The following is a 25,507-nucleotide window of genomic DNA, read 5'->3' on the forward strand; positions in this document are numbered from 1 at the left end:
AGTTGCTGAGGAGAAGGGATGTAATCTGGCTGTTAAGGCCCTATCCTGTGCCTGGGATGTGCCTCCCGCATGATGCCCGCATTTGATGCGAGGATTTGGCGAGGGGCGGGGGAGAGGGATGGACGCAGGCGCTAAGGGTCTGACTGGCAGGATATTGGGGTGGGCTTATGGCTCACCATCAAATCAAGAGAATGCTGACGCTCAACCGGAAAGAGGACCGAAGGACTTTGCTTATCCGGTTTGAATGAAAGACTTACTTTTTCCGCACCACGCGAAAGCCGATATGATCTGCTTTGGCATAGGGTTTGCCGTGGGCGCGTGAGGTGACGCGGATATTTTCAGCGGGGTCTTTGAACGAACCGCCGCGGATAACTTTGTCGGTGCCCTGTTCAGGTCCGGCAAAAGCCAGGTCCGTTACGCTCGCGTAGGACGAATACCAGTTCCAGACCCATTCCGCCGCGTTTCCGCTGAGGTCGTAGATTCCGATTTGGTTGGGTTGTTTTTGGCCAACGGGATGGAGGCTGCCACCGCTGTTTTCGGAATACCAGGCCACCACATTCGCGACAGAGGAACCGCTGTAAGGGGTGAAAGCATCTGTGCGTCTGGCTTTGGCGACGTATTCCCACTCCGCTTCAGTAGGCAGGCGGTATCCGCTGGCGTTGAAATCGCAACTCACGCCGTTGCCAAGATATTCATAGCAGGGCTCCAAATTGTCAAGGCGGCTCTTTTCGTTGCAGAAAGCCACCACCTCATCAAAGGTGATGCCAGTGACGGGCAGGTCCTTGTCATTACCGGAAACCTTGTAGCCGGGATTGGCCATGGCCCACTGTTCACGCGTGATTTCACGGGGTGAGATCATGAACGAAGACAGCTTCACCTGCAGCAGCGGATACTCGTCGCTTTTGGCGTCGGGGCCGTTGTTGCCGATGACCGCTGTTTCTCCCAGGACTGAGATCATTTCCAGTGGCTCGTTTGCCACCTTCTGCTTCGCGTCGGCCACCTGTGCTGGAGAGTCGCCATCCCGGGCGCGACTGAAAATCGCCCCATCCCTGATCACGTAGTATTTCAAGATAATGTAAACAAAGATGCAGGCTGAAATGATTCCCAGCACACGGAAGGTTTTCTGCAGTTTCTTGATTTCCGCAGAGGCAGCCTCGCTTTTAATGGGGATTTTATGGGCTGGACCTTCAACTGTAACATCTCCGGGACGCTTGACCGGCTCGGGGTCAACACCCCGGGACTGTCTGCCGATTCCTGGCTGGGTATCAGACAGGGAAGGCTCAGAATTAATAGCGGGAACGCCGAGCGGGGAGAATTGGTTGTCGCCAGGAAAGGTTGCCCCTGGTTTTGATGATGCAGGCCCGGCTCCGTCAATTTCGAGAGCCACTTCCTCTTGGTTGGCGATCGCTTCCCTCATTTCCGCGGCACTGGCAAAGCGCCTGGCGGGATTAGGCTGCAAAGCCTTGTTGAGAATACTGAAGAGCCAGGGGGGGATGTGCCTTCCAGGCTGGTCTGGACTGAGCGGGTATTGGGCTAATATTTGCTCTTTCTGGATGGAGGGGCTGTCACGACGGTCCAGTTCCCAGGGCAGTCTGCCCCGCAGCAGCAGCCAGGAAATCACAGCGGCGGACCAGATGTCCGAGCGTTCGTCCGGATTTTTCTCCGAAAAAACTTCCGGGGAGGTGAAAAGCACGGGATGGAAAGCGTGCTGCTCGGGATCGGCATTTTTCCACGCGTGGGGCGATTTGCCGAAGCCCAGCACCTTGAGGTCATAGTCCGATGTGATGATGATGTTGGTGGGGTTAAGGTTCAGATGCAGGATAAGGTGTTTGTGCGCGTGTTCAAGAGCGTCCAGCAACTGCTGGGTCCACTTGATGGCCTGGCTGTAGCTGATGTCCACGCGCGGGATGCGCAGAATATCGTTGAGAGGATCGCCCTCAAGGTATTCGCTGACCATGTAAACGGTGCCGCCATCCTCAAACAGACCTATGGTTTCACGTATGTTTGGATGTCTCAGCCGGAGGCCGGTTTCCGCTTCGTCGCGCAATTGGCTCACCTGGTCAGCGTCGCTCCGGAAGCGCTGTTCGTTGGTTTTGATGGTTACTATTCTGCCGCTGAAATAGTTGCGGGCTTTATAGACGCAAAACTGCCTCGATTTGTGCAGGGTTTCTATGATGGTGTAAGCGTTTTCGCCGCTATTGCCGTTCATTCTGAAGAGGTGTGGACCAGCTTTCCCCTGGCGTAAACTGCTGTGATATACGATGATCCCAGATGGTAGGGAATGAAGTTCAGGGAAGGGATGTCCCAGATGCAGAAGTCCGCCAGTTTTCCCGGCTCCAGCGAGCCTGTCTCTGCCCCCAGGCCAAGGGCGTGGGCGGCATTGATGGTGCAGGCGCAGAGCGCTTCCACGGGATTCAGGCCCATCTGCAGGCAGGCCAGGCTCATGGTGAAAGGCAGCGAGTCGCAGTTGCAGCTTCCGGGGTTGTAATCCGTGGCGATGGCCACCGGCAGGCCACAATCGATCATGTGGCGGCCACGGGCATATTTCTTGCTGGCCAGCGAATAGAGCGTGGCGGGCAGCAGAACGGGGATCACGCCGGATTCTTTCATGGCCTGGATACCCGCGTCGGAAGCGGCTCCCAGGTGGTCGGCTGACACGCAGCCCAGCTCAGCCGCGAGTTCCGCTCCGCCGATGGGCTCGATCTCATCAGCGTGCATTTTGAGCGACAAACCGTGGTCTCTGGCGCAATTGAGCACGATCCTGCTCTCTTCAATGCCGAAAACGTGGGCTTCGGTAAAGATGTCGCAAAACCGGGCTATGCCTTGCTCAGCCACGGCGGGGATCATATCTTCGCAGAGGATTTTTACATAAGCCGCATGGTTATCTTTGAATTCCTCGGGAAATTCGTGCGCGCCCATGAAGGTGGGAACAGCGGTTACGGGCAATTCCTTGTTCAGCCGGGCGACAACGCGCAGTTGTTTCAGTTCGCTGGCTGTATCGAGGCCGTATCCGCTTTTGGCTTCCACGGTGGTGGTGCCCAACGCTATCATTTTGCGGATTCTTTTGGCGGCAAGCTCGAAGAGCAGGTCCTCAGAAGCATCGCGGGTGGTTCTTATCGTGCCCCGGATGCCGCCTCCGGCCAGGGATATCTCCACATAGGATTTTCCTTCCAGGCGCAGGGCAAATTCGTCCTCACGGGTGTGCACGAAAACCGGATGGGTGTGGCAGTCCACGAAACCGGGCAAAACCAGTTTGCCATCCGCGGAAACCACTTCCGGGGCGGAATACGCGGCCATGATCTCAGCCGTTGTGCCCACAGCAAGGATCCGTCCGTCTTTAACGGCCAGAGCTCCGTCAGCTATGATACCGGGGTCGCTCATCGCAGATCCGGTGCGGGGTTCAGCGCCTCCCCTCAGCGTTACAAGTTGCCTGCAATCCTTTAGTATTAGGTTAGCCTGCACTTTTCAACCTCCTGTTCATGCGCCTGACGCGTTTATTTGTATATTGTTCCCTTTGCCCGTTTCAGATCAGTCTTCGGGCTCTTCGTTATCGCTTTTGAACAATTCTTCGAATTTGGCTGCCACGGCATCGAACTCATCATCGTCTTCGATCACGCTCAGTTCAACGTTTTCGCCATCCACTTCCCAGCTCATGATGTCGTATTCCATGGAATCGACCTCAGCCAAAGCTATGTACTGCTTGCCTTCGTGGGTGAGCACATCCAGCACGATGAAATCCTTGCTGCTGCCGTCATCCATTTCGATGGTGATGGTGTTGCAGTCGCATTCTTCGTTTTCGCAGTCGCAAAGTCCATCGTGTTCGTGGCAATCTTCGCCGCATTTGCAGCCGTTCTTTTCTTTATCGGTCATGGGGAACTCCTTTGTTTTTCACACTTTTTGCCGCTTGAGTATTTTGGCAAGGGAAAAATTGGCGGATGTTATCACATCAGGTTTAGCGGGTCCACATCTGGATGGGAATGAATGGCCGCGGGCGGGGTGTAGAGCTCTGAGATCCGCTTCAGGGCTTGCTTCAGGATAGAAGGGGTGCGGGCTTTGAGGATCAGATGCCAGCGGTTGAGCTTGTTAATTCTGGCAAAGGGTGCAGGTGCCGGACCTAATAGATAGAGATCATTCGCCCCGAAAGAGGCTGCTGCCAGCAGGGCTTTTTCCTGCAGGAAAGCCATTTCCTGCTCGAGCAGATTCCCGTCCGAACACTGGAACAGGATTCTGGCCAGCCTGTAGAAGGGCGGGTAGTTCAGGCGCCGGCGATGTTCCAGCTCTTCTTCCGCGAAAGCCTGGTAATCCTGATTTCCAGCGTGCACGATGGCGTAATGGGTGGGGTTATAGGTTTGGATAATCACTTCGCCACGCTTGTCTGCCCGGCCGGAGCGTCCCGCAACCTGGGTGCAGAGCTGGAAAGTACGTTCCGCGGAACGGAAATCCGGAACGTTTAGGCTGATGTCAGCGCTGATGATTCCCACCAGGGTCACTGCCGGAAAATCCAAGCCCTTAGAAATCATCTGCGTGCCCAAAAGGATGTCCACGTCGCGGTCTTTCATGCGGCGGTACATGGTTTTATAGCTGTCCTGACAGCGCGCAGAATCTGAATCCAGGCGCAACACCCTGGCCTGGGGAAAGACAATTCGCAGAAGCTGTTCCACTTTTTGGGTGCCGGGGGAGCCGTAGGAAAAAGTGTAGCTGCCGCAGCTGGGACACTTGCGTGGGCTGGGATAAGCGTTTCCGCAGTAGTGGCAGTTCATTTCCTCACGGTCGCGGTGGTAATACATGCTGATGTCGCAGTTGGCGCATTTGATCAGCTCTCCGCATTTCAGGCACTGCATATAAGAGGAAAAGCCGCGTCGGTTCTGGAACAGGATCACCTGTTCCTTTTTCTCGAGGCGGGTGCCGATGGCGGCGATAAGTTCGTCGGAAAGCAATTGTTGCTGGTAGTCTTCCTGCAGCGAAAGGATGCGAACCTCGGGCAGCTTGATGTCCAGCGGTCTGCTTTTGAGGGTGTGAAGTGTGTATTTGCCGATGTTCTGATTGTGCCAGGATTCCAGCGAAGGGGTGGCGCTGCCCAGCACGATTTTTGCCCCTTCCAGCTTGGCCCGCATCACGGCGAGGTCGCGTCCGTTGTAGCGGGGGTTGTTGTCCTGTTTGTAAGATTGCTCGTGTTCCTCGTCCACGATGATGAGCCCCAACCTCTGCATGGGGGCAAAAACCGCGCTGCGGGCGCCGATCACTATCCGGCATTCACCTGCGGCTATCTTGTGCCACTGGTTCAGGCGCTGACGGTCGCTCAATTGGCTGTGGGAGATGGCGAGAGTGGCACCGAATTCGCCCTGGAAGCGCTCCACCATCTGCGGTGTGAGCGCGATTTCCGGGATCAGGAAGATAACTCCTTTGCCTTCTTGCAGGCAGGAACGGATCAAAGGGATGTAAACCTCTGTCTTGCCGCTGCCGGTAATGCCGTAAAGCAGATCAACCCTGAATTTCTCAGCTTGCCTCGATATCTCCTGCACCGCGAGCTGCTGCTCTGCATTTAGTGTTACGACCTTGGGCCCGGCACTGCTGTCGAAGCTGAAGAACTCACGTTCCACCTTTTTGGGGGTGATGCTCAGCAAGCCTTTCTTCTGCAGCGCTCGCACCACCGAATAGGATACGGTTTCGCTGATTTCGGAGAGGGGAAACTCCTCTTTGGGGATGGCCAGAATCAGTTGCAGGGCTTCCTTTTGCTTGGGCGGGAACAACCCCAAGTCGGGCTCGCGGTCCAGCAGCCTGACGAAATTGACCGTTTTGGGTTTGTCCCTGGAGCTCAGCTTGCGTTTAAGCTCCAGCAGACCCAGATCCGACGCCTGTTCGATTAGATGCAGCACGGGCACGCCTTTCAACTGTTTGCGCAGTTCCGGGACCTTTATGGTTTCGCCTCCACCCAAAGCGGGTTGCAGCGCCCGGAAAGGCTCAGGAAAATCGGCCGCCAGCCATTTCACCTCAGCATCAATATCCGGCACCAGCCAGGCCGGCAACATCGCGAAACAAGCGCTGCCCAGGGAACAGGCATAGTATTCCGCCATGAACTTCGCCAGCTCCAGCAGCCGCGGCCCCAGCACCGGTTCGTCGTCCAGAACCTCCAACACCGGCTTGTAGCGTATCTTGTCTGAAGGCTGTTCCTGCATCCGGTCACCACAGATGCCGATCATGTCCTTGCGGTTGAAACTCACCAAGACCCTGGCTCCGGGAGTGATCTCCACTTTGGAGCTGTAATGGAACGCCCGGGTGAGGGCCAGGGGCAGATGCACAGTGTAGTAATACATAGTCAAAGGCTAAGGGCAGGGGCATTTGTGTCAATGGAAATCTGCCAGCGTGGCTTCTGTTCCTGGCAAATTCGCCCTTTGCCCCAGCTCACTTGCCTCCTTTTCGCCTCCCGCTGAGTTCCCGCTGCCTAAACGGGAAGTCAGCGAGAAGTGAACGGGATGTATATGGGATGGAGCAAACGGCGAAGCCAGAGCGATTCTCAGAATTCCTGTGTATTATCAGTCTCTGGCTTCATTCATCAAGGGCTAGAGACGAGGCAGGGTCCAATCGGAAAATCAGAAACATCCATAATCCAAGGCAGAAAAAACCCCGCCGGTGGAGCGGGGTTGTGATATGTTCTCGTTTATGCTTAGGCTTGAGTGAGGTTCATTTTGAACTGGTATTTTGTGGGTTTGGTCACGTTGAAGCGCCAGGATTCCACTATGTTCTTGATCTCGTTCAAGAAGCTCTGCGTGAATGTGGCGCTGTTTGAAGTTACACGGGCCGAAACACTGCCATTTTCTGCAATGTCCATTACAACAGTGATTGAACCGGTCTGCTTTTTAATGGCAACGTTTCTCTTGTAGGATTGCTCGATCTGGCCTTTTCGGGAGGCGATCTGGTTGTAGATGATGTCGGCGTCCGGAACGGAGGAAGCGGGCTTGGGTATCTTCACTTCCGGGGTGGGGAGCTTGGAGATTTCCGGGGCTTTCACAACGGATTGGGTAACTCTTTCAGTTTCTTCACGGGCTGAAGGAACGGCCGGCCACTGGCCGGTGGAAGGGGTTTTCAACCTGGAAGCGTCACCGGTGAAAGTCTGGGTGGGCACATTAGGCCGGGTGGTCAATCCGGGTCCGCCGGGTAGGGTTGTGGCAACCCTGCCAACATCAGAGGTTGAGGTGTTGAAACCTGAAGTGGCGTTGGGATCGAAGGAACCGGAGAAACCTGACGAAGCCTGGGGATTGAAGGATCCCGAAGCTCCGGATCCTGTGCCGGTGCCGGTTGCGGAACCCCTGGCTCCCGGGCGGGCAGTGATAAAATTCTGCAAGCCGGTGACGGCATAGGCAGTTTGGGGCCTGCTGGGGCCGGGAGTTCCTACTCCGGGTCTTCCGGTGCCAAAGATCTGGCCTCTATCGGGCACACCCTGGCTTTGCCTTCCGCCGGTGGTCCGGCCGGTACCTCTGGCAGGTTGCGTTCCGCCGGGTTGCTGTTGTCCACGGGTATCACTGACTTGCGCTTCTGGTGGGGTCTGCGGCATGGTTGCTTCCGGAGGGGTCAAACCAAGCTGCGGCTCTATCCTGCGCACTCTTTCCAGTTCCGCCAGAGTTTCCGTGAGGGTTTTTTCCTGGTCCATTTTGGGCTTGATCACGAGGTCGTAAATCAGCACGAAAGCGAGGCCAAAAATCAAGAAGAGCAGGATGAGTCCAGTTTCCGTGCGTTCCGAAGAAGATAACGGGGCCGGCTTCAGGCTGTTGTTCACCACAGCTTGTTCTTCCGGGCGCAGAACCGTTATCCGAGGCTCGGTATAACCGAACTGGATGTCGTAATCAGGGTTTAACTGCGCGGTTCCGCTGAGGTCGTTGCGCAGCTTGAGCAGCGAGCCTGATAGGATGCCGTTTTGCTGCAGGGCATTGGCATCCAGCGGATTGCCATCCTTGCTGCAAGTCAGGTTCGAGCCATCCGGCAGTTGCAGATAGAAGTCTTCTCCACGCTTGATCAGAAGCTTATGCCTGACTGGGAACTTCTGCGAATCGTCCAGGATTTGCCAGAACAGGTGTTTATCTGTTCCAATGTACCATTTGTTGGTAAAATCCAATCCCTGGCGGATGGTATCCAGATGTTTTCCCCGGTAATTAAGGCTTATATTCAGTATCGTCTTTGCCATCATACCTCCCTTACCCACTGGTGTTCGATTTACTTTTTTCAAGCCAATCAGTTTCCAGGAGGGTGGCAAAATAGATGTATTCGTAGAAAGAACTGGTCCCCAAGCTCACGAATTCCGTTATATACCAGCAGGGGATGCTTTTATCCGCCTGTATGAGCAAGGCTGTGGTGGTCGGATTACCGTCGGCATCGGGAGTTTTAACAATTTCCGTGGCAGTGCTTTGCAAGTAAGTGAGGATTTCGGTGCGTTTATCAGGATCAGAAGCAAACTCTTCCAGGCTGCCAAAATAGATTCCCTGTTCGCCAAGGAGTATCCGGTCAGGGTAGATCTGAACCACGGTGGTACCTTTGTTTTCCAGCAAGTCCCGCTTTTCCATGGTGACCGGGAAGGTCATGTTGTTAGGCATGGTCAGTTTTTGCACTTCCATGGATACGTTCTTGAGCAGGAACACCAGCAGGATGGTGAGGATATCCACCAGTGAAATGATGGACAGCGAAGTTCCTTCTTTGAACTTGCGCCGCACCCGGCGGTTCGTGTCTTTGGGCTTAATGACGTTGCTCATTTTCCCCCCATCACGTAGTAGCGAACCTGCGGGGCTTTGTAGTGAACATTGGCAAAGTTGTTGCTCCGGCAGATATCTATGGTTTTGATCAGGACGTCATACTTCACATCATCATAAGGGGCCACACTAATGTCCAGCAGGTCCGGAAACCTTTCCCGGACAGCCTTGAGGGCGGCATCGAGCATGACATAGTCATATTGTCCAAGAGACAATTTCACGATACCGGGGTCGCGTCCGGGTTCCCTGATCTCGAAACCAGGTATGGTGGTGAGCAGTGAATCCTGCGAGGCCGTTATGATTACGGTTACTTCCGGAACATCCTTATTCAAGCCTTCCGTGCCGTCAACCGTCGCGGACTGGCCGGGAGGGGCGGCAGAGAAGTTGAAGGCCACCAGCGCCACCTGCGTGATCACCAGCATCAGCAATAGAAATGGGATGACGGTGAGAAACAAGTTCATGAGGGGCACCAAATCCGGAATTTTCGGATCTGAGACCGGATGCTGGTTCCTTCTTGCTGAAGGACGGTATGCCATGATTTTATCCTTTAGCTGAGATATTGATGAAGTTGATTAGTTTAACGCTATATTCGTCGATCTCGTTGATGAGTTTTTGGGCTTTGCCCATCAGCCAACCTTTGATCAGAGTGAGCGGAATGGCGGCGATCAAACCGAGGGCGGTGGTGCCGATGGCGGTTTTGATGCCGGCAGAAAGCATGATGTTCTTCTGGCTGTCAAGCACGTCAGGACGGCTGAGGGCGTTGAAAGCTGCCAGCAATCCCCAAATGGTTCCCAGCAGACCGAGATAGGTGCAAACTTGGGCAAGGGTGTCGAACCAGAAAAGGCCCGCGTCGAGTTTGTAAACTTTTTGCAGCACGGCTTCGTCGAGTGCGTTCTGCACTTGGTCGCTCATGTCTTCTTTGGAGGCAGTCTTGCGCACGTCCTTATAGACGGAAAGTCCGCTGAAGAAGATGAAGCCGAGGGTGGTGTCCTTCAATTTTTCCGTGATCTTGATGGCTTCTTCGATCTGGTCGTTCTTGATGTAGCCTTTCAGGCTTTTGTACAGGTTCTGGGCGTTGATCTTTTCTTTATGGAACAACTGGATGTAGCGGACGACCGCGTAAACGATACCGATTATGAAAACCAACAGGATGAGGTATCCGAAATAACCTTCCTGATTGCTGTCATCAAATATGGTGGCAAGGTTTACGGGGCTTGTTTTGATATCTGTTAGCTGTGTTACCTGCGCCGACAGGGCCCCAAGGCTGATCACCAGGGTTAGGATTACGAGAACGATGTGCTTGGCATTCATTTTGACTCCTCTAGCCATGTTAATATTTCTTGTTTCCAATTTGTAAGTTGTTTTTTGCTTTCAGCCTGAATCGCTGCCAGGCTGATCGTGAAATCGTATTTTGCCGCCGGAGCATAGGTATCGGTCTTGACCTGGACCACGCTGATATCAGGCATCATGGTCTTGATCTGGATCTGCAGGTCGCGTCCTTCTATCAATTCTGTTTCCTGGGGTTCCGCAACAGCGGTTTCGCCACTGTCCACCTGCGCAAGGCAAACGGAGGTTCCCAGCAGGATCAGGAGGCTGATCAGTAAAGTCTTTTTCATCTCTTCACTCCTTGGCGGATACTGTTATGCCCAGCTCGGCGAGCATGCCGCGGTTGGGCGAATTGTTCCTAACTTCCATGCGCAGCTTGTTCAAGCCGGGCTTCAGAAGGCCAACGGGCAAACCGGCCCTCACCGGATACACCAGGAAAGGCTCAGTATCGTAGTTCAGTTCGTAAACAGGACCCAGGGGCTGGCCATTCAGGAACAGCTTGGCGTTGTCCGGGGCGACAAAATCAAGATAACCTTCCCCAAATCCTGCTTGCAATTCAAATTCCTTTTCAAATATTACCAGTGTCTGTTGGTTTTCCTGCGTCTCATCTATCCAGATTGGCTTCGCAGAGGTATTTTGCAGGAAAGTTGATCTGTCCATGGGAAGATCGAAGTTCGGTGCCAAACTGGCGTAGGAACTGATCTCCTCTCCTGTTGCGGGGTCTTTCCCGATCACTATCCAGTCTGTATTTGACACCAGGGTTTTCACATCGGTGGGGCTGGTGGTGACCATTTCGGCCGCGTCAAAGAAGAAACTTGTGCTGAAATGGATGGGCTCTTCCGAAACACCGGTGTTGGGGAAAACGCCTCGGAAAAGGTTCTTACCACTTTTCAAGCCCTCGCCTTCGATGCGGATCGCGAAGACCGTGCCAAAATCTTCCCTGTAAACGGGAATATAGACCGGATCTATCTTGGTGCCGTTGAAAACGATGTTGGGGTCCTGCTCATAAGCCAGATAAACATAGGCAAAGAGGGGGGCGACCTCAAAATCGAACTCACGTTCCAAAACTAGTTCGTGACGGGAGGGAACGCTATAAGTCGAGAGCATTCTTCCGTCATCCAGGGTTAGGGAACCGAATGCGTTGAGCTTCTGAGAACCACCCTGGGGTTTTTCCAGTCTGGCGGTCCAGGTTTTGTCCAGTGTGTGCCGGATTTCTGTGTATTCCGGCAACAGGTTGCGTTCGATAAGTTTATCTTCGGCCTTGGTGGTGTACTTGTCGTAGTAACCGGCTGTGAAATACTTGTTGTAGATATCCTGGTAGATCAGGCTCGAGTTGGCGTGAAACACATCTATATAGGGTTGAGAATGTGGTTTGATATCAGTGTTGACCATTTTGTCAAACTCACGCTCGCTGACCCTTTTGCGGTCGCGGAAGGGAGCAAGTTCATTGGCTACCTGGATGTATTTATTGATCTGGGTTTCCACAACTTCTGCAGCACGGTCATTGATCTGGCAGATCAAGCTGAGCGCCCTAAGACGACGTTCGTTGTCCAGGATGTCAGCTTCCTGCTGATCAAGCAGTTTAACAATCTTTGCAACCTCGAGTTCGGCTTTGGTTTGCAAGGATGGAACCAGGTTTTGGGTTCCGCCGAAGAGGTGTTTTTGCCAGGTGGTGCCGGCACTCACGGGCAGCAGTTTGTTGGCTGATGCGGTGAGGAAATTTCCTTTTTCGATGCTGTTCATTTGGCGGTCGAATCCATCCAGGAAGGCTTGGCGTGCTTGCAGGATGGAGTGTTCGGATTCAGCGAAGGCAAAGGCTTCATAAGCTTTGGCGCTTTCCACGGGCAGACCTTCTTTTCGATACTCAGCTTCCTGGCGTTTGAACTCGTCCCTTTTCTGGAAGGCCAGGTCCCAATTCTTGGCTGCGTAAGCAGCATCAAATTCTTGTGCCAGTGTTCCCAGTTTGCGGTTGGCAACCGTCAGATATCGTTCGGATTTGGTTTTGTCATTCAGATATAGTTCGCGCGCGTAATACTCAAAACGCTGCTGATCCTGCCGGGCAAGGTAAGAATCAGCCAGGATGGTGAGGAAGCCGGGAGTTTCTTTGTGTTTGGGGTAGGTTTGGGTGAAGTAGGTAAGGGTCTCCACTACTTTATCCTGATTCTTCTCACTGCTGTAGATCTCCACAGCCCAGAGATATATCTCTTCCGGATTTATGTCGCCGCTGTCAATGCGTCCGGCCCGCACGTCTTTGTGCAGGTCGATGTAAGCCGCAGCCGCGTTTCCACGCTGGGCGGGGTCCTTGCGCATTTCCTCAATGAGGTTTACCCTAAGGGCAAAGGCGAGGTTGCTCTCTGGAAACTGCTGAATGAATTCGTTTTTCAGGTTCCTGGTTCTGACGGGGTCTTTAATCTGGTTTTGGGCAATGTTCCAGCTCTGTTCATAGAGGGCATATTTCTCATTCATGGAGGGTTTTACAGCGGCCAGATCCGTTTTCAGTTCGATAGCTTCAGGGTAGAGCCTGGCTTTGATGTATGCTTCGGAGGCTAGGAACAGGTAACCTTGGCTGCGGGACGGCTCATTGGTAAATTTGTCCGCCAAACGGATCAGCTCAGTGGCAACGGTCTTATGGTCACCCTGCTTCTCGGCCTGTTCATAATTGTTCTGGATCTGCAATCTCACGAAGTTTTCGATCTCAGCGGCGTCGGCGGTATTTTCAGAGAAGCCTTTGGCGGCTATGTACATCCGTTCCGCTTCACTGAAGTTGCCGGCATCCTCCTCTATCTTGGCCAGGTTCAGGTAGATGCTTCTGCTGGTTGCCCGATCGATATCGATCCCACTTGCCAGAATTGTGTTGTAATGTACTTTGGCCTGTTCCGGATGGCCATGGTGCATTTCAACCGCTGCCAGGTCCATCAGAATGGCTGGTGCCCCCTTTCTGGCTTCCGGATTCTGGGAGGCCTTCAACACATCGTAGAACCTGAGCGCTGAAGTCCGGTACTGGGTGTGGGAAGCTTGATCTTTCGGAGCGGGTTTGGAGAGCGAGTATATCCGCTGATTGTATTTGTAGATGAGGCCTTCGTTATTGAAGAAATCAGGGTTTCCCTGATAATCTTCGTTGTATTTTGTCAGCTTCATCGCGGCGTTGCTATAGCTTTCAACATCATTGCGTTTTTCAGCCAAAATGCTGGCCAGCAGCACTTCGGTTTGTCTGTTACTGTCAATGAAAGTCTGAAGTTCCGAGGTATTAGTGAAAAGCTCAGTGTACTGCTGATACGCCACTATATGAGACTCGTACAGTTGTTTGTCCCTGTTGGAGGCAGAGTCGATCAGGTTGTTGTAATGGCGGATGCGGATTTGTTCATAGGCATCGCGGATGATATTCAGCTGCGCTCTCAGGTCAGGCATTGCGGGGTCTGCATTCTTAACATTATCCTGATACCACTTGGTGCCTTTGCCATAAGAGGCTTTAATGAAGTCGAGCTTTTCATCGCGAATCTGGGAAAGATTCATGCCGGAACGCAGTTCCAAGCCAGGGGTGTAATATAGTTTTATGATTGAATCGACTACAGCCGGATTTTGCAGCTCATTGGGAGAGGTCTGGAGCCGGAGTTCCATAAAATCTATTGCCTGCAACGGCGCTTCCATATCCACTTTCATGCCTGCGGCTTTATCCAGGATCAAGGTTTTCACCTTGATATCGGAATACTCAGCCATCGCTCTGCGGATCTCTGTCACACCCTTGGATTCCTGGGTGAATTCTATGCCGTCGAGAGCGATAAGTGAATAAGCGATGTTGTCAATGGAGTTGTCCCGGTAATCCTGAGCCAGATAGGCATCCGTGATCTCTTTGCTATCAGCGGCTCCGATGAGAGTGACAAAATCTGCCAAGGCTGATTTCAGGGATTGCTCGTCTCCCTGATTCAGATTTACCCAAGCCCTCTGGTACAAAGCGTCATGGTGATAGGCGCTGGAAGGTTTATTCACAAGGGAGTTAAAACGACGGTTCGCCTCCGCGTAATGAGTAATGGGTTCATCCGCGTCCGAGCCGATCAGAAAATGGAGTATGCCAAGCCGATAGACAGCCTCGTCGTAATAGGGCGAATCGTCATACTTGCCGGAATCCACCAGTTCTGTGTAGGCATTGAGTGCTTCGCTGAAATCAGCCTCAGTGAATTTTAGGCGGTCCGGCCTCTCCCGATTGGGGTTGGTAGCACGGAACTGCTCTATCTGTGAGTATCTGGATACTTTTTTGGCCTCGCTGCTCAGATAGCCGATATTATAAAGTGCTCGGTCACGCAGATAAAAATCAGGTTCGATTTCCAAGGCCTTTTTATAGTTGGCGAGGGCTTTCTCTGGTTTGTCCAGATCAACCGCGTATTGCAGTTCCGCCATATTGTAATAGATAATGGCATTGTTCAGAAGGTATCCGCCGCTGGGCTGTTCCATGGCTTGGAAATAGGGATTGGCGTTAACAAAAGCCTCATACCTTTTCAGCAGTTCAGCTTTGTCCTGCACTATCTTCTGATACTCAGCCCGCTGCTGCTCCTCACCCAGCGCATCCACCTTGGCCAGACGCTGCTGCTCCTGATATCGGATCCTGCGATAATCCACCATCAAACCCAAAAAATCCAGATTGGCAATGAAGGTGTCATCGATGGGAAAATCCTCCAGTCCAACCTTATGGGCCAGCGCGTATTGTTTTTCGATCACGCCTCGTTGGTCTTTGGGATAGTTTTCCTTAATCATGGCAAGCATCACGTCTTCGACTTCAGGAAGTAGTTCATCCAGGGAGCGTTTGTCGCGGTAAGTGGCGTAGTATTCGTCTAAAAGTTCTGTGAAAATCGCTTCTTCAACGCTGTCCTGGTGCTTGCGGAAAGCCAGGTAGCGTTCCTTGCGGTTTTGCAGGTCGGCGATTTTTTCCACATATTCCTGCCGCTCAGGGCCAAGATCGATGTTCAGGCTTGGGTAATTTGGCTGAGCCATGATTTGGTCGATCTCTGCCACAACGTCTGTGTATGTGTTGATGTTGCGCTCGATGTCCATGAGGCGCTTCAACTCCATGTCGCTGAAGCCCTTGCCTACCACGGATTCATCTTCGTTAACAAAAAGCTCGTAGCGCCGCTCGAAAAAGCGGTCCATTACATCCAACACCCTTCCGTAGAATACGGATGTATCTTTCAATTGTTTTAGCAGAATCGCACCTTCACGGTAACGGTTGAAGGCTGCGGATTCGGGCCCGATGTAGTCAGGTGAGGCCAGCAGGTCCAGATCGATTGGGGGCAGCGATTCGAAAGGCCGGATTTGGGCCTTGAAATCCTCCAGCAGGAGCATCTCCTCTTCCGCGATCCTGTTCAAAGCTTCGGTAAACTGCAGTCCAGGAAGGGATTTAAACTCGTTGTAGAGGTCCTGCAAATCACGCTGGATAAGAGAGACCTGTTCCTTTAAAACATTGGCTTTGATGGTATCTGGTTTCGCGTAAAACGATTCCAGATCGAGATCATCCAAACGGGAGATCACACTCCTTCGGCGGTTGACAAAAGTGTTTTTTATCCAATCTTTGCTGTTTTGATAGGCGTCAACATAGCCTTGTATCCTGGCTTCTTCAGCATCCTCGGCCAGGAGGTCAGCCCATAAAAACATGTAGGTGGGGTAATATTTGCCCGTCGAGAAACGATTCATCACGTCTTCAAGGAACGGTGCCGCTGATGATTTTTCTTTGTTTTGGATGTAATCCACCGCTCTGTAATAGAGCAACAAATTGAGCATCATCCTGGCGTCATCGCCGAGCTTGGGGTCGTTGATCAAAACATCGAAATATGGGATGGCTTTGGTTGGATCGTCCACCACAGAGTAAAAATGCCCCACCAGATAGAGAAGGTCCGCTTCATCGAGTTTGCTCAGGCTCTCATAATGCAGCATGTATTCTTCCACAGCCTGAGCCTTATTATTCTTCACCAGTTGGGGAAGCCTGTCTTTAAGGAAATCTATCGCTTCCATCACTTTGTGGTCGGCGTAAACAGCGCTTCGCACATCTGTTCCGGGCGTCGTGTTTTGAGCAAATGCCAGCGCGAAAGGAACCACTGTCAGCGTCAGCAACAGATACAGTTTGATGAGTTTTTTCATAACCCCGCTCGCTTAAATCGTCCTATGTTATCAATCCTGCCAGTTATAAGCAGGATTCAGGATGCAGCTGGGGTGTGCATCCTGAATCTCAAGCTTGACCAAGGGAAATATGTACGTATTGACCTGCACATTCACCATGAGGTGGAATAGTGCGATAATTATTATTGATTTTCTTCCTTGAGCTCCTGCAGCCATTTGCGCAAATCTTCCAAAGCCTTTTGCGCTTTCTGGCGTTCTTCGCGAAGGAGTCGCAACTCAGCCAGCAAGTCTTTCACTTCCGGGGAAAGCTCTTTGTAGGCGCTGGCTTCAACAATGCCTGGAGTGGGAAGCTGGGTGCCGGGAGTTACAATGGCGACCTCAGAGGGTTTGCCAGATTCAGTGGGCGCCACAGCCACGGGTTCCGTGGTAACGACCACAGGCTCGGTGCCGATGCTGGTGGCGTAGAGGCTCAAATCCGGGCGTATCGTGGCGTTCTTGTCAGAGTATCTGTCGAAAAGGTATGAAAGCCCCAGGGCAATGCGGAGGTTGTTTTCATATCCGTTGCCTTCGGAGCCTTTGGCCATGTCTTCAACCGCTTCCGCGCCAAGGCGGATGCCAAAATTCTTGTAGGAATACTTGAGGCCGGCATTGAAATCTTTACCGTCGTATTCACCCTGAATAGCAAAATTGTCCCAAGGCGAGATCTCAACTGAAGTAAAGAAACCGCTGAAGAAACGGGAACGGGGAACCTGTCCAGTATATCTGTTTGATCCGAATCCCGCGTTGAACATCCAGTCGATGCCGCCCATCACCACCTGCTTGGAGGCGACGATGTAGGGGGAGAAATGCTCGTAGTCTGTTTTGTCAGGATGATCAATCCAGCCCAAATCATGGGGATCATATACAGCGGAAGGAGCGCCATCTTCACCTATTTCAGGATCCCAATAGGGTTTGTAATCCTGGGCTCGACGCCGGTTGATTGGCGAGAAGATGTTGTCCATGCCAATAGCGATTTGAGGGAACTTGGGCGTTTCCTGCAAAAGCTTGACCTTGGCGTTGAGGAAATAAACGTAATCACCGCCGAAGAAATCCATCTGGACCCGGTCGAATAGTCCCACCCCCAGCATACCGTAGAAATTTAGCCCATTCTTGTCCATATCAACGTAAGAAGGCTTTTCCACGTTCCTGTAATAGCCTGCCAGAACCAGTTGTGCCGATTTGTGTGGAATAACATACGCGTCTGGCGTGCGCAATAATCCCATCGTTTGGAACGGCGCAGCTTCTATGATACCGATCACGGCTGCCAGAACAATTACACTCAATATAACTTTTTTCATACTTCCCTCCACCTTTCGGTGTTTTTTCTTAGTCTTGGGTCATTAATATCGTTGACAGATTATCCGTCAAGCTTTTTTTTGCCGTATGCAACAGCAAAAAGCAAAAGAAATATTCCATGTTGGGGAGGATCTTGCCGCCAAATTTCTGGCTAACAAGGGCTATGCCATCGTTGCCAGGAATTTCAGGGCGAGCACTGGCGAGATCGATATCATCGCCACCCGTGACGACCTTTTGGTCTTCGTGGAGGTCAAAACCCGCTCCAAACACTCTATCAAACAAGCCTTGATGAATGTATCTTTCACCAAGCGCAAACGTATAACGCTAACTGCTCAGCGCTATACTATTCAACATCCTGAATGTGTCAAGTCAAGAATAAGGTTCGATTTGATAGTGGTGTTGTATTTTTGCCACACCGACAGCTATCAGATTGAACACCTTGAAGATGCGTTTTTGCCCGAATTGTGATTTATCTGAGGCTTTTTGCTCATAGCGGTTGTGGAATCGGAAGTTAAAGCGATCGGTCTGTAAATGCGAAATCTGTAGTTTTTCAGGCTCTCTTTCAAGCCGGATGGGTAAAACCCACCGAATTGGTTTCTGGTTGAGCGCCAGTATCCACTTGATATTAAAGAGAGCAATAAACCCACCGCAATATCCTGTCAGTCACGCCCTGAGCGCTCGCATTTATTCTTCTCTCACACCACACGCAAGATCCTCGCATCTAATGCGGCTATTATGCGGGAGGCGCTTTTGGGCCCTGGGACGAGGCCTTAACGGCCAGATGACATCGCTTCGTACAACTACTTCACAGCCTGCCGTATATGTTGACCTACGGGATTGAAGCCATTTGGTTACCTACTGAATTTGAGAGAGATCTGTTTTCAGATTAACTGACAGATAACCAGCCCTTCCTCCAGCTCGGCTTGAATATTAATTCTTGCAGATATAAAGATCTTATTATCTGTCAATTGTAGAGTTTTCTGGTGTCGAAGTCGTCCCCCAGGTAATAGAGGTAATCCGGATTCGAACTTTCCCTCTGATCACCCTCGACGTAAATCAGGCGGTAATTGCCGTTCATCTGAATGTCCAGGAAGAGGTAAACCGCTTTTTGCCTGCCCTGGTATTTCCATATCTGATAGTCTTTGCGAACGAAGCGGGCTTCATCAGAAGAGGTGCCTACTTCTATATCATCGGGTTTGCCCCTGCGGATGTGGATGCGGCCCATGTCAGAGGTCCAGCCCCGCTCAAAATGGCTGTAATAGTAGTTCGCGTAGTCAACCCTTTCGCTGATCTGGTCGAGCATGGTTTGAGTGTTCATATTGCCTGCTCCGGCCAGGGCTTTCCATTTTTGACTCAGGTATCTTCGCTTTGTATCAAGATCATAGGTTTTCCAATCGCTGGTCGAGGTGGCTCCTGTGAAGTATTTGAGTAGCCTGAAATCATCCTCGGGATCGGTAAAAACGCAGAACTGCTCCTGCTTGGGCTCTGTCAGGAAAAACTCGAACTGTTTTTCCTGGCTGAAGTCCCCAAGTTGAAATTCCACCGATCCCGTGTATTTGCCTGGGTTCAACTTTTCCAGAGGGATGCGCAGGGAAACTCCTTCGATGCTGGAGGTCGGTATGTAGTCCAGAAACTGGTCAAACACCATCACGCTGTCTTTTGATACGGTCAGAACCAGCAGCCCGGTTTCGTCAGCCAGGCCTTCCGGCTTGTAAGTCTCAAAATAGATGGTGAGGTCTTCGCTCTCCGTTTTATCGAAGATCAGCGATGGCTGGGTCTGGTAGAGGATTCCGCCACGGTGAAACCGCTCCAGAAAACTGCTGCTGTCAGGCTTCGCGTAACTGCATAATTCCAAGTCGCTGAGCAGATCCTGTTCGCCCAGTGGAGTGACCTGGTAGGTCCAGGTGGCGGTTTTTCTTGAATTGATGTCTTTCGCGTTCAGGCGCAGAAGGTAGGGCTCGCTTTCCACGCTGAAGGTCAACCGGTTGAGATAGCTTTTGTTGGAGCGGGCGTCGTTTTTATCCGAGATTCCAACATTGTCGCGGAAGGTTTGGCTATAGATAATTTGATTGTCAACCACCATCTCAACCTGCAGGTTCAACTCAGCAAAATAACCGCCTTTTTGGGCAAGGAACCAAAGATTTCCGTAAGGGATCTGGTAATCGACGTTGATAATGGTGTTTTTATCCTTGTCCAAAAAGCGCTGCGGGGACACATGCATGTTGAAAGAGTCAGCTGTAGCCGTCCCTGCCAGGCTGGCCAAAGCCAGACAAAGCAGTGATGCTTTAGTATTCTTCATCTTTGTTCCTTAGTTTGTATTGGCCAAAACCACCGGTGTCGGCGAAGATGAACTCTAGATTCTGGTTATAATAAATCCAGACAATATATGGATGCAGGTCCAGGGGATGCACTTCGCTGTGCACCTCATCCGGTTCGCCGTATTTGATGTAGATTCTACCTCTGTCGCTCTTCCAACCCTGCAGCCTTTTATGGATGGTGAAGCGTTCGTCGGCTGTGATCACGCGCTTGTAAAAGGATTCGCGTGCTTCGTTGCGCAGGGTTCCCGGGCTCGGATCGTGTACCTGCCAGTATTTGTCTATAACTTCGTGCATTTTCTCATCCGGAACGGCCCGCAGGCTTTTCCATTCATTTTGTGTGGCGATATAGCGCAGTTGCTGGATTTGGTCTTTATAGCTGTAGCGCGCGTTATAATAAAACCACTGGTCGTAGAGGAAGGGCTCCATGTCGTAGCAGATGTTGCCCTCGTAGATGCTAAGGCGTAAGCCGGACAGAGAATCGGCATTGGTCTGTTCGGTCAGGTCGGCTGTGTAAGAGCCTGGCGGTGAATTGAATACGCGCGCGCCAGAAATACCCGCGATGTGGAGGCTATCCGCGGCGAGGCTGAATTTTTGGGTGAGAATACAGCTATCCACCGGGATTGGCAGAGGACTTAAAACCGCGGGTTGGAAAGTAACACCCTCCTTGCGGAGCAGGAAATAGGGCTGTCCGATCTCGGTGTAGGCATCTTCCAGGCTGAAATTGCGCCTCAGATCGATTTTATCGCCTTGGGTGAGATTGCGCAGGCGCAGGTCGGCCTGGTAATTTCCCGGGCTGATCTCCGCGCTGAAGGTCACAGGGATGGCGGTATCCTGCAGCCAGTCACGTTTCGGCACCACGAAGGTTTGGTCGAAACTCAGCGTTTTCTTCGTCTTGGTATTTTTCAGTTCCATCACCAGCTGGTAGCGGGATTCGGTTACGTCAGCTTTGAATACCAGTGAGTTATAGGGAATCAGAACCCACAGATCGACTCCCGTATCGTAATGCTCAAAGATGATCTCCTGGGCTGGCAGAAACGGGGCCAGCAGAATCAGCAGCAGCGTCAGTTTAGCCGCTTTTACCATTGCTTGCCACCCGGAGGCTGAAATCGTATTGTTTTTCCTCCAGCCACTGTAAGAAATCGTTGCTGGGGAAGATCTTCCTTTGAGCTTCCAGCAGATAGCTGTCGCCTTCGTTCGTTGTGATGCTGGTCTTGATCGCGAAGCCGCCCCGGTTTGTCTCGGTGTGCGTTTGATACTCGTCCACGAATTCTTCGGAAAGCCTTGCCAAGGTCAAATTGAGGCGAATTTCGCCCCGCAGGCTCTGGGGCAATTCATCCAGCGGGACCAAGTCTGTGGGGCTGATCCGCGGCATGCTGTCCTCGTTGCTGTTGTAGCCGGAACGGTTGCCGAAAACGAAGAAGATTTTGCCGGTGGCCAGCTTGGAGAAGTGTTTTTCGTAATCTTGGTTGAACAGCGCCACCTCAAAGCGTCCGCTGAGGTCCTCAAACTCGACAAAAGCGTAGGGGTTGCCCTTGTTGTCACGTTTGCGGGAAATGCCGGAAACGATGCCCGTCAGCACCAGGTCTTTGCCACTGGAGCTTTTGATGCTCTGCGAGTTGGCATTGGTGAGGTATTTCACCAAGCTGCGGTATTCATTGAGCGGATGTCCGCCCAGATAGAAACCCAGAACTTCCTTTTCCTTTTCCAGTTGGTCGGCATAGCTCCAGGGCTCTTCCACCGGTAGAGGGGGATAATATTCCTCAGTGTCGCTGTCGGTGGTGATAAGGTCAAATAGTGAGGTCTGGCCTATCTTTTTGTCTCTTTGCGCTCCGGTGTTGAAAGACAGGGCTTGTTCGATCACAGCCCATTTTTGGGCCCGGCTGCCCTCCAGATCATCCATAGAGCCGCTGGCGATCAGGCTTTCCAGCACGGTCTTGTTCACTGCGCTGCTGTCCAGCCGGCTGCAGAAATTGTAGATACTGGTATAATGGCCATTATTCTGCCGGTCTTCCACGATCGCGTCGATGGCTGCGTCGCCTATGTTTTTGATGGCCCTGAGGCCAAACATCACCTCTTTTCCACGCACGGTGAATTCTTTGTCGCTACGGTTCAGGTTTGGCGGCAAGATTTTGATGCCCATGGCGTTGCAGACTTCAATCTTAATCGGCACCTTGGCCGGGTCGTCTTCCAGAGAAAGCAACGCGGCCATGAATTCCACAGGATAGTGAGCTTTCAGCCAGGCTGTTCGGTAAGCAACCAAAGCGTAGCAGGTGGCGTGGCTTTTGTTGAAGGCATATTGCGCGAAATCCAGCCAGTCATTCCAAATCTTGTCCGCAATCTTGCTTTGCACGCCGTTGGCGGTTGCCCCTTTGGTAAAAAGCTGTTTAAGCTGCATCAGCGTGTCCAGACTCTTCTTGCTCATTGCCTTGCGTAGCGTGTCGGCCTGGCCCCGGGTGAATTTGGCCATCTCGATGGCAATCCGCATCACCTGTTCCTGGTAAACGGTGACACCATAGGTTTCCTTCAGGATTTGCTCCATCACGGGATGGTCGTAAACCATTTTTTCCCGCTTGTGTTTGCGCGCTATATAGGTATCGATGAATTTCATCGGGCCGGGCCGGTAAAGCGCCACCATGGCGATCAGGTCTTCAAACTGGTTTGGCTTCAGGTCGATAAGATATTTGCGCATGCCGTCGCTTTCAAACTGGAAAACGCCGTCCGTATCCCCATTGCCAAGAAGCTTGTACACCTTCTTATCGCTGAGGTCAAGGTGGTCGATGTCCAGTTCCACACCGTGGGACTGGCGCACCAAATCTACCGTTTTTTGGATAATGGTGAGGGTTTTCAGCCCCAGGATGTCCATTTTGAGGAACTTCAGTTCGTCCAGCCATTTTCCTTCGTACTGCATCAGGATGTTGGTGTCGGAATCTTTCTGGTTGCTGCAGGTGAGCGGAATGTATTCTTTGAGGTCGCCCGGCGCGATCACCAGCCCGGCGGCGTGGATGCCGGTCTGGCGGATCAACCCTTCCAGCACGATGCTGTGTTTGTAGATGCTTTGATAGAGCTCGTTATTGTCAATTAGGTGTCGGAAATCCGGAGATTCTTTATAGGCCTCCTCTAAAGTCTTGTTGGAGGGGATGGTCTTGGTGATATTATTGGCTTCAGTAGCAGGCACCATCAGCACTCTGGCCACATCCTTGATCACGGATTTGGCTCCCAGGGTGCTGAAGGTGATGATCTGGGTAACGCTGTTGCGGCCGTATTTCTGCACGATGTAGTCGATCACCATGCCGCGTTTCTGGGCGCAGAAATCGATGTCGAAATCCGGCATGCTGATGCGGTCTGGATTGAGGAAACGCTCAAAGAGCAGGCCGTAGCGGATGGGATCGATTTGCACGATATCAAGCAGATAAGCGATGATGCTGCCGGCGCCGGAACCGCGTCCCGGACCCACCGGAACACCTTGTTTGCGGGCATTGTCGATCAGGTCTTTCACCACCAGGTAATATCCATCAAAGCCCATGCGGTGGATCACATCCAGCTCGAAATCAATGCGTTTCCGCACTTCATCAGTCATTTCAGGATACTTTTCTTTTGCCGCCTCTTCGCAGAGCGCGCGGAGATAGCAGCCCATGTCCTCAAACTCCGGCGGGGTCTCGATTTCGGGCAGCAGGAACTTGTCGTATTTCAGCTCCAGATCGATCATGTCGGCGATCTTCAGCGTGTTGGCATAGGCCTCAGGTTCTTCCGGAAACAGCTGTTTCATCTCTTCGGGGCTTTTGAAGTAGAGCTGCTCCGTGTTATATCTCATGCGGTCTGGGTCGTTGAAGGTTTTTGCCGTCTGGATGCAGAGCAGGATGTCGTGGGCTTCGTTGTCTTCCTTATGCAAATAGTGGCAGTCGTTGGTGAGTACCAGCGGCTGGTTCATCTCTTTGGCCAGTTTGATCAAAGCCGGCATCACTTCGCGCTCAAGCCCCAGCCCATGGTCCTGGATTTCCAGGAAATATCGGTCTCCAAAGACCCTCTGATGCCATTTCACGGCTTCCCGGGCTTCGTCTTCCCGGTTGTTGGCCAGCAGGGAGGCGATTTCGCCCTGAATGCAGGCGCTGAGGCAGATCAGGCCTTCGCTGTGCTTTTCCAGTAGCGATTTGCTGATCCGTGGCTTGTAGTAAAAACCGTCGATGAAAGAGATGGAGGAGAGCATCATCAGGTTTTTGTAGCCGGTGTAGTTCTGCGCCAGCAAAATCAGGTGGTAGCGGTTGTCGTTTTTGTTGTGCTCGCTGTCCAGTTCGCCGTTGATGATGTAGGCTTCCATGCCTATGATCGGCTTCAAACCAGCTTTGGTGGTTTGTTTGTAAAAATCTATCACTCCGTACAGGTTGCCGTGGTCTGTGATAGCTACAGCCGGCATGCCGTATTCCTTGGCCAGCGCTACCATCCTGTCAACCCGGCAAGCACCGTCCAACAGGCTGTACTGGGTGTGGTTGTGTAAGTGTACAAATGACATCTTGGTCTCTCCCTTTCTCTGAAAACATAGATTTGCTGCCGTCGGTATTTTGTCAAAGGATAATTTGGCGGGGAAGGCAACCCGTTGCAGCACAGGAGGTCGCGCTTACTTGAAAGGGTCGGAGATGCCCGTGATGCCCTGTGCCAGAAGATCCTACCGGGGTGGGGGTCCTACTGCCTTCACCAGTCGCGGGTGGATGGAAGAGATGTCTGGATACCTGGACCGGTTTTGTTCATAATCGAGCAGCAGATCAAGCACGGCGCGGGTTTGTGGTGCCTTGTTTAGTTCAGCGTTCTTCACCATCCAGTCAGTGTGCTTTTCGGAAATGACCTCCTCCTGTAGCAGCAATCGGATGGTAATAGCATTAATTATGCTTTCGTTCAGGGCGCAGCACCAGTTCACCTGTTCTTGGTTCAATTTATTCAGGTTATCATACAGCCCGAAAGTGAGCGGGTTGATTTCATGGTGGGAAAATTCATGCCAGATCGCTGAAATCAGGATGCGTTCCAGGCTGTCTTTCTGCTCAGCGATCTCCAGCCATTTCCTGCTGCACAGACAATACAAAGTCTCTCCGCGAGTCCCTGAAACAGTGACGGACAAAAATGGCCTGGTCAGAGTGCACAACAACACCTCCGTAGCCGGAAGCTCCTGCCCCAGATAGTGTTCCAGGATATGCTGAACCGGCCTTCGGGCTATCAGATCGTTCAGCTTCTCCAGCCAGGGCGCCAGACGCGACTGAAGTTGACTGAAATGCAGGGTGAAATCCGCTTTACGATGGAAGCCGCGCAGGTCAGCCGTGAATCTGCTCAGATCAGCGTTTGGAACCAGATTTTCCCGAACTTGGTCCAAGTTGAAGGTGGGGTCCAGCTTTATGTCTTCGGTAAGCGTCAAAGCGTAATGGGGTGGGGAGCTACAGTCAATTTCCGTACCCCACACCCGGCTGATATTGGCCACGGCTGGATGTGCTACGAAACTGCCAAATTTCTCAAGCGCCTCGCGAGCATGTTCGTCTTCAGGATCAACGCAGAAACCCTTGGTATCATAGTCCGATATGAACATGGCCGTTAAAAGCAATTCGAGTCGTTGATCCAATCTGATCCTCATCCGCATCTCCATTTTTTTGACTTTGCCTTATCTAAGCAAAATATGGGTCACCCTGATTCTGTCAACAAATATCA

16 protein-coding genes are annotated in these 25,507 nt (G+C 52.1%); 1 reads left to right on the forward strand and 15 read right to left on the reverse strand.

Translation table 11 applies throughout. The features are described from left to right. Positions 1–253: 253 nt before the first annotated feature. The 11 genes from GX466_01365 to GX466_01415 all read right to left on the reverse strand — a co-directional run bounded on the left by GX466_01365 (position 254) and on the right by GX466_01415 (position 17,506). Positions 254–2,209 (reverse strand): SUMF1/EgtB/PvdO family nonheme iron enzyme, encoded by a 1,956-nt coding sequence (locus GX466_01365; GenBank protein NLH92862.1) that lies wholly within the window; start codon positions 2,207–2,209, stop codon positions 254–256. Beyond that, on the reverse strand, positions 2,206–3,462 hold the full coding sequence (locus tag GX466_01370) for an imidazolonepropionase (GenBank protein ID NLH92863.1): 1,257 nt from the start codon (positions 3,460–3,462) through the stop codon (positions 2,206–2,208). The genes GX466_01365 and GX466_01370 overlap by 4 nt, the downstream gene beginning before the upstream one ends. Before the next feature lie 66 nt (positions 3,463–3,528). Continuing rightward, entirely contained in the window at positions 3,529–3,870 is a 342-nt protein-coding gene (locus GX466_01375) for a DUF1292 domain-containing protein (GenBank protein NLH92864.1), read from the reverse strand. Positions 3,871–3,941: 71 nt separating this feature from the next. Further along, entirely contained in the window at positions 3,942–6,314 is a 2,373-nt protein-coding gene (gene priA / locus GX466_01380) for a primosomal protein N' (protein ID NLH92865.1), read from the reverse strand. A 350-nt stretch (positions 6,315–6,664) separates the two neighbouring features. Then, positions 6,665–8,179 carry a hypothetical protein gene (locus GX466_01385; protein NLH92866.1) on the reverse strand — a complete coding sequence of 505 codons (1,515 nt, stop codon included), beginning with the start codon at positions 8,177–8,179 and terminating at the stop codon, positions 6,665–6,667. Between the two features lie 10 nt (positions 8,180–8,189). Then, positions 8,190–8,741, reverse strand: a complete 552-nt coding sequence (locus GX466_01390; GenBank protein ID NLH92867.1) for a biopolymer transporter ExbD — start codon at positions 8,739–8,741, stop codon at positions 8,190–8,192. Then, complete coding sequence (locus GX466_01395) at positions 8,738–9,199, reverse strand: hypothetical protein (GenBank protein NLH92868.1); 462 nt, start codon at positions 9,197–9,199, stop codon at positions 8,738–8,740. Before GX466_01395 ends, GX466_01390 begins: the two co-directional genes overlap by 4 nt. A gap of 79 nt (positions 9,200–9,278) precedes the next feature. After that, positions 9,279–10,049 carry a MotA/TolQ/ExbB proton channel family protein gene (locus GX466_01400; GenBank protein NLH92869.1) on the reverse strand — a complete coding sequence of 257 codons (771 nt, stop codon included), beginning with the start codon at positions 10,047–10,049 and terminating at the stop codon, positions 9,279–9,281. Next, positions 10,046–10,354 carry a hypothetical protein gene (locus GX466_01405; protein NLH92870.1) on the reverse strand — a complete coding sequence of 103 codons (309 nt, stop codon included), beginning with the start codon at positions 10,352–10,354 and terminating at the stop codon, positions 10,046–10,048. Before GX466_01405 ends, GX466_01400 begins: the two co-directional genes overlap by 4 nt. A 4-nt stretch (positions 10,355–10,358) precedes the next feature. Then, a complete protein-coding gene (locus tag GX466_01410; GenBank protein NLH92871.1) occupies positions 10,359–16,190 on the reverse strand; it encodes a hypothetical protein in 5,832 nt (1,943 codons plus the stop codon). Between the two features lie 161 nt (positions 16,191–16,351). Beyond that, entirely contained in the window at positions 16,352–17,506 is a 1,155-nt protein-coding gene (locus GX466_01415) for a YjbH domain-containing protein (GenBank protein ID NLH92872.1), read from the reverse strand. Between the two features lie 85 nt (positions 17,507–17,591). Here GX466_01415 and GX466_01420 point away from each other — a divergent pair, with 85 nt between their 5' ends. Further along, entirely contained in the window at positions 17,592–17,972 is a 381-nt protein-coding gene (locus tag GX466_01420; GenBank protein NLH92873.1) for a YraN family protein, read from the forward strand. 496 nt (positions 17,973–18,468) lie between these two features. On the opposite strand, the gene GX466_01425 is transcribed toward GX466_01420, so the two are convergent. From GX466_01425 to GX466_01440, 4 genes are all read right to left on the reverse strand, one after another. Then, positions 18,469–19,803 carry a GWxTD domain-containing protein gene (locus GX466_01425; GenBank protein ID NLH92874.1) on the reverse strand — a complete coding sequence of 445 codons (1,335 nt, stop codon included), beginning with the start codon at positions 19,801–19,803 and terminating at the stop codon, positions 18,469–18,471. Continuing rightward, positions 19,790–20,905, reverse strand: a complete 1,116-nt coding sequence (locus GX466_01430) for a GWxTD domain-containing protein (protein ID NLH92875.1) — start codon at positions 20,903–20,905, stop codon at positions 19,790–19,792. Before GX466_01430 ends, GX466_01425 begins: the two co-directional genes overlap by 14 nt. Then, positions 20,889–24,329 (reverse strand): DNA polymerase III subunit alpha, encoded by a 3,441-nt coding sequence (locus GX466_01435; protein ID NLH92876.1) that lies wholly within the window; start codon positions 24,327–24,329, stop codon positions 20,889–20,891. Before GX466_01435 ends, GX466_01430 begins: the two co-directional genes overlap by 17 nt. Positions 24,330–24,482: 153 nt before the next feature. Further along, on the reverse strand, positions 24,483–25,433 hold the full coding sequence (locus tag GX466_01440; protein ID NLH92877.1) for a DUF4932 domain-containing protein: 951 nt from the start codon (positions 25,431–25,433) through the stop codon (positions 24,483–24,485). Positions 25,434–25,507 lie beyond the last annotated feature (74 nt).

It is taken from the genome of Candidatus Cloacimonadota bacterium, assembly GCA_012516855.1.
GTDB lineage: Bacteria > Cloacimonadota > Cloacimonadia > Cloacimonadales > Cloacimonadaceae > Syntrophosphaera.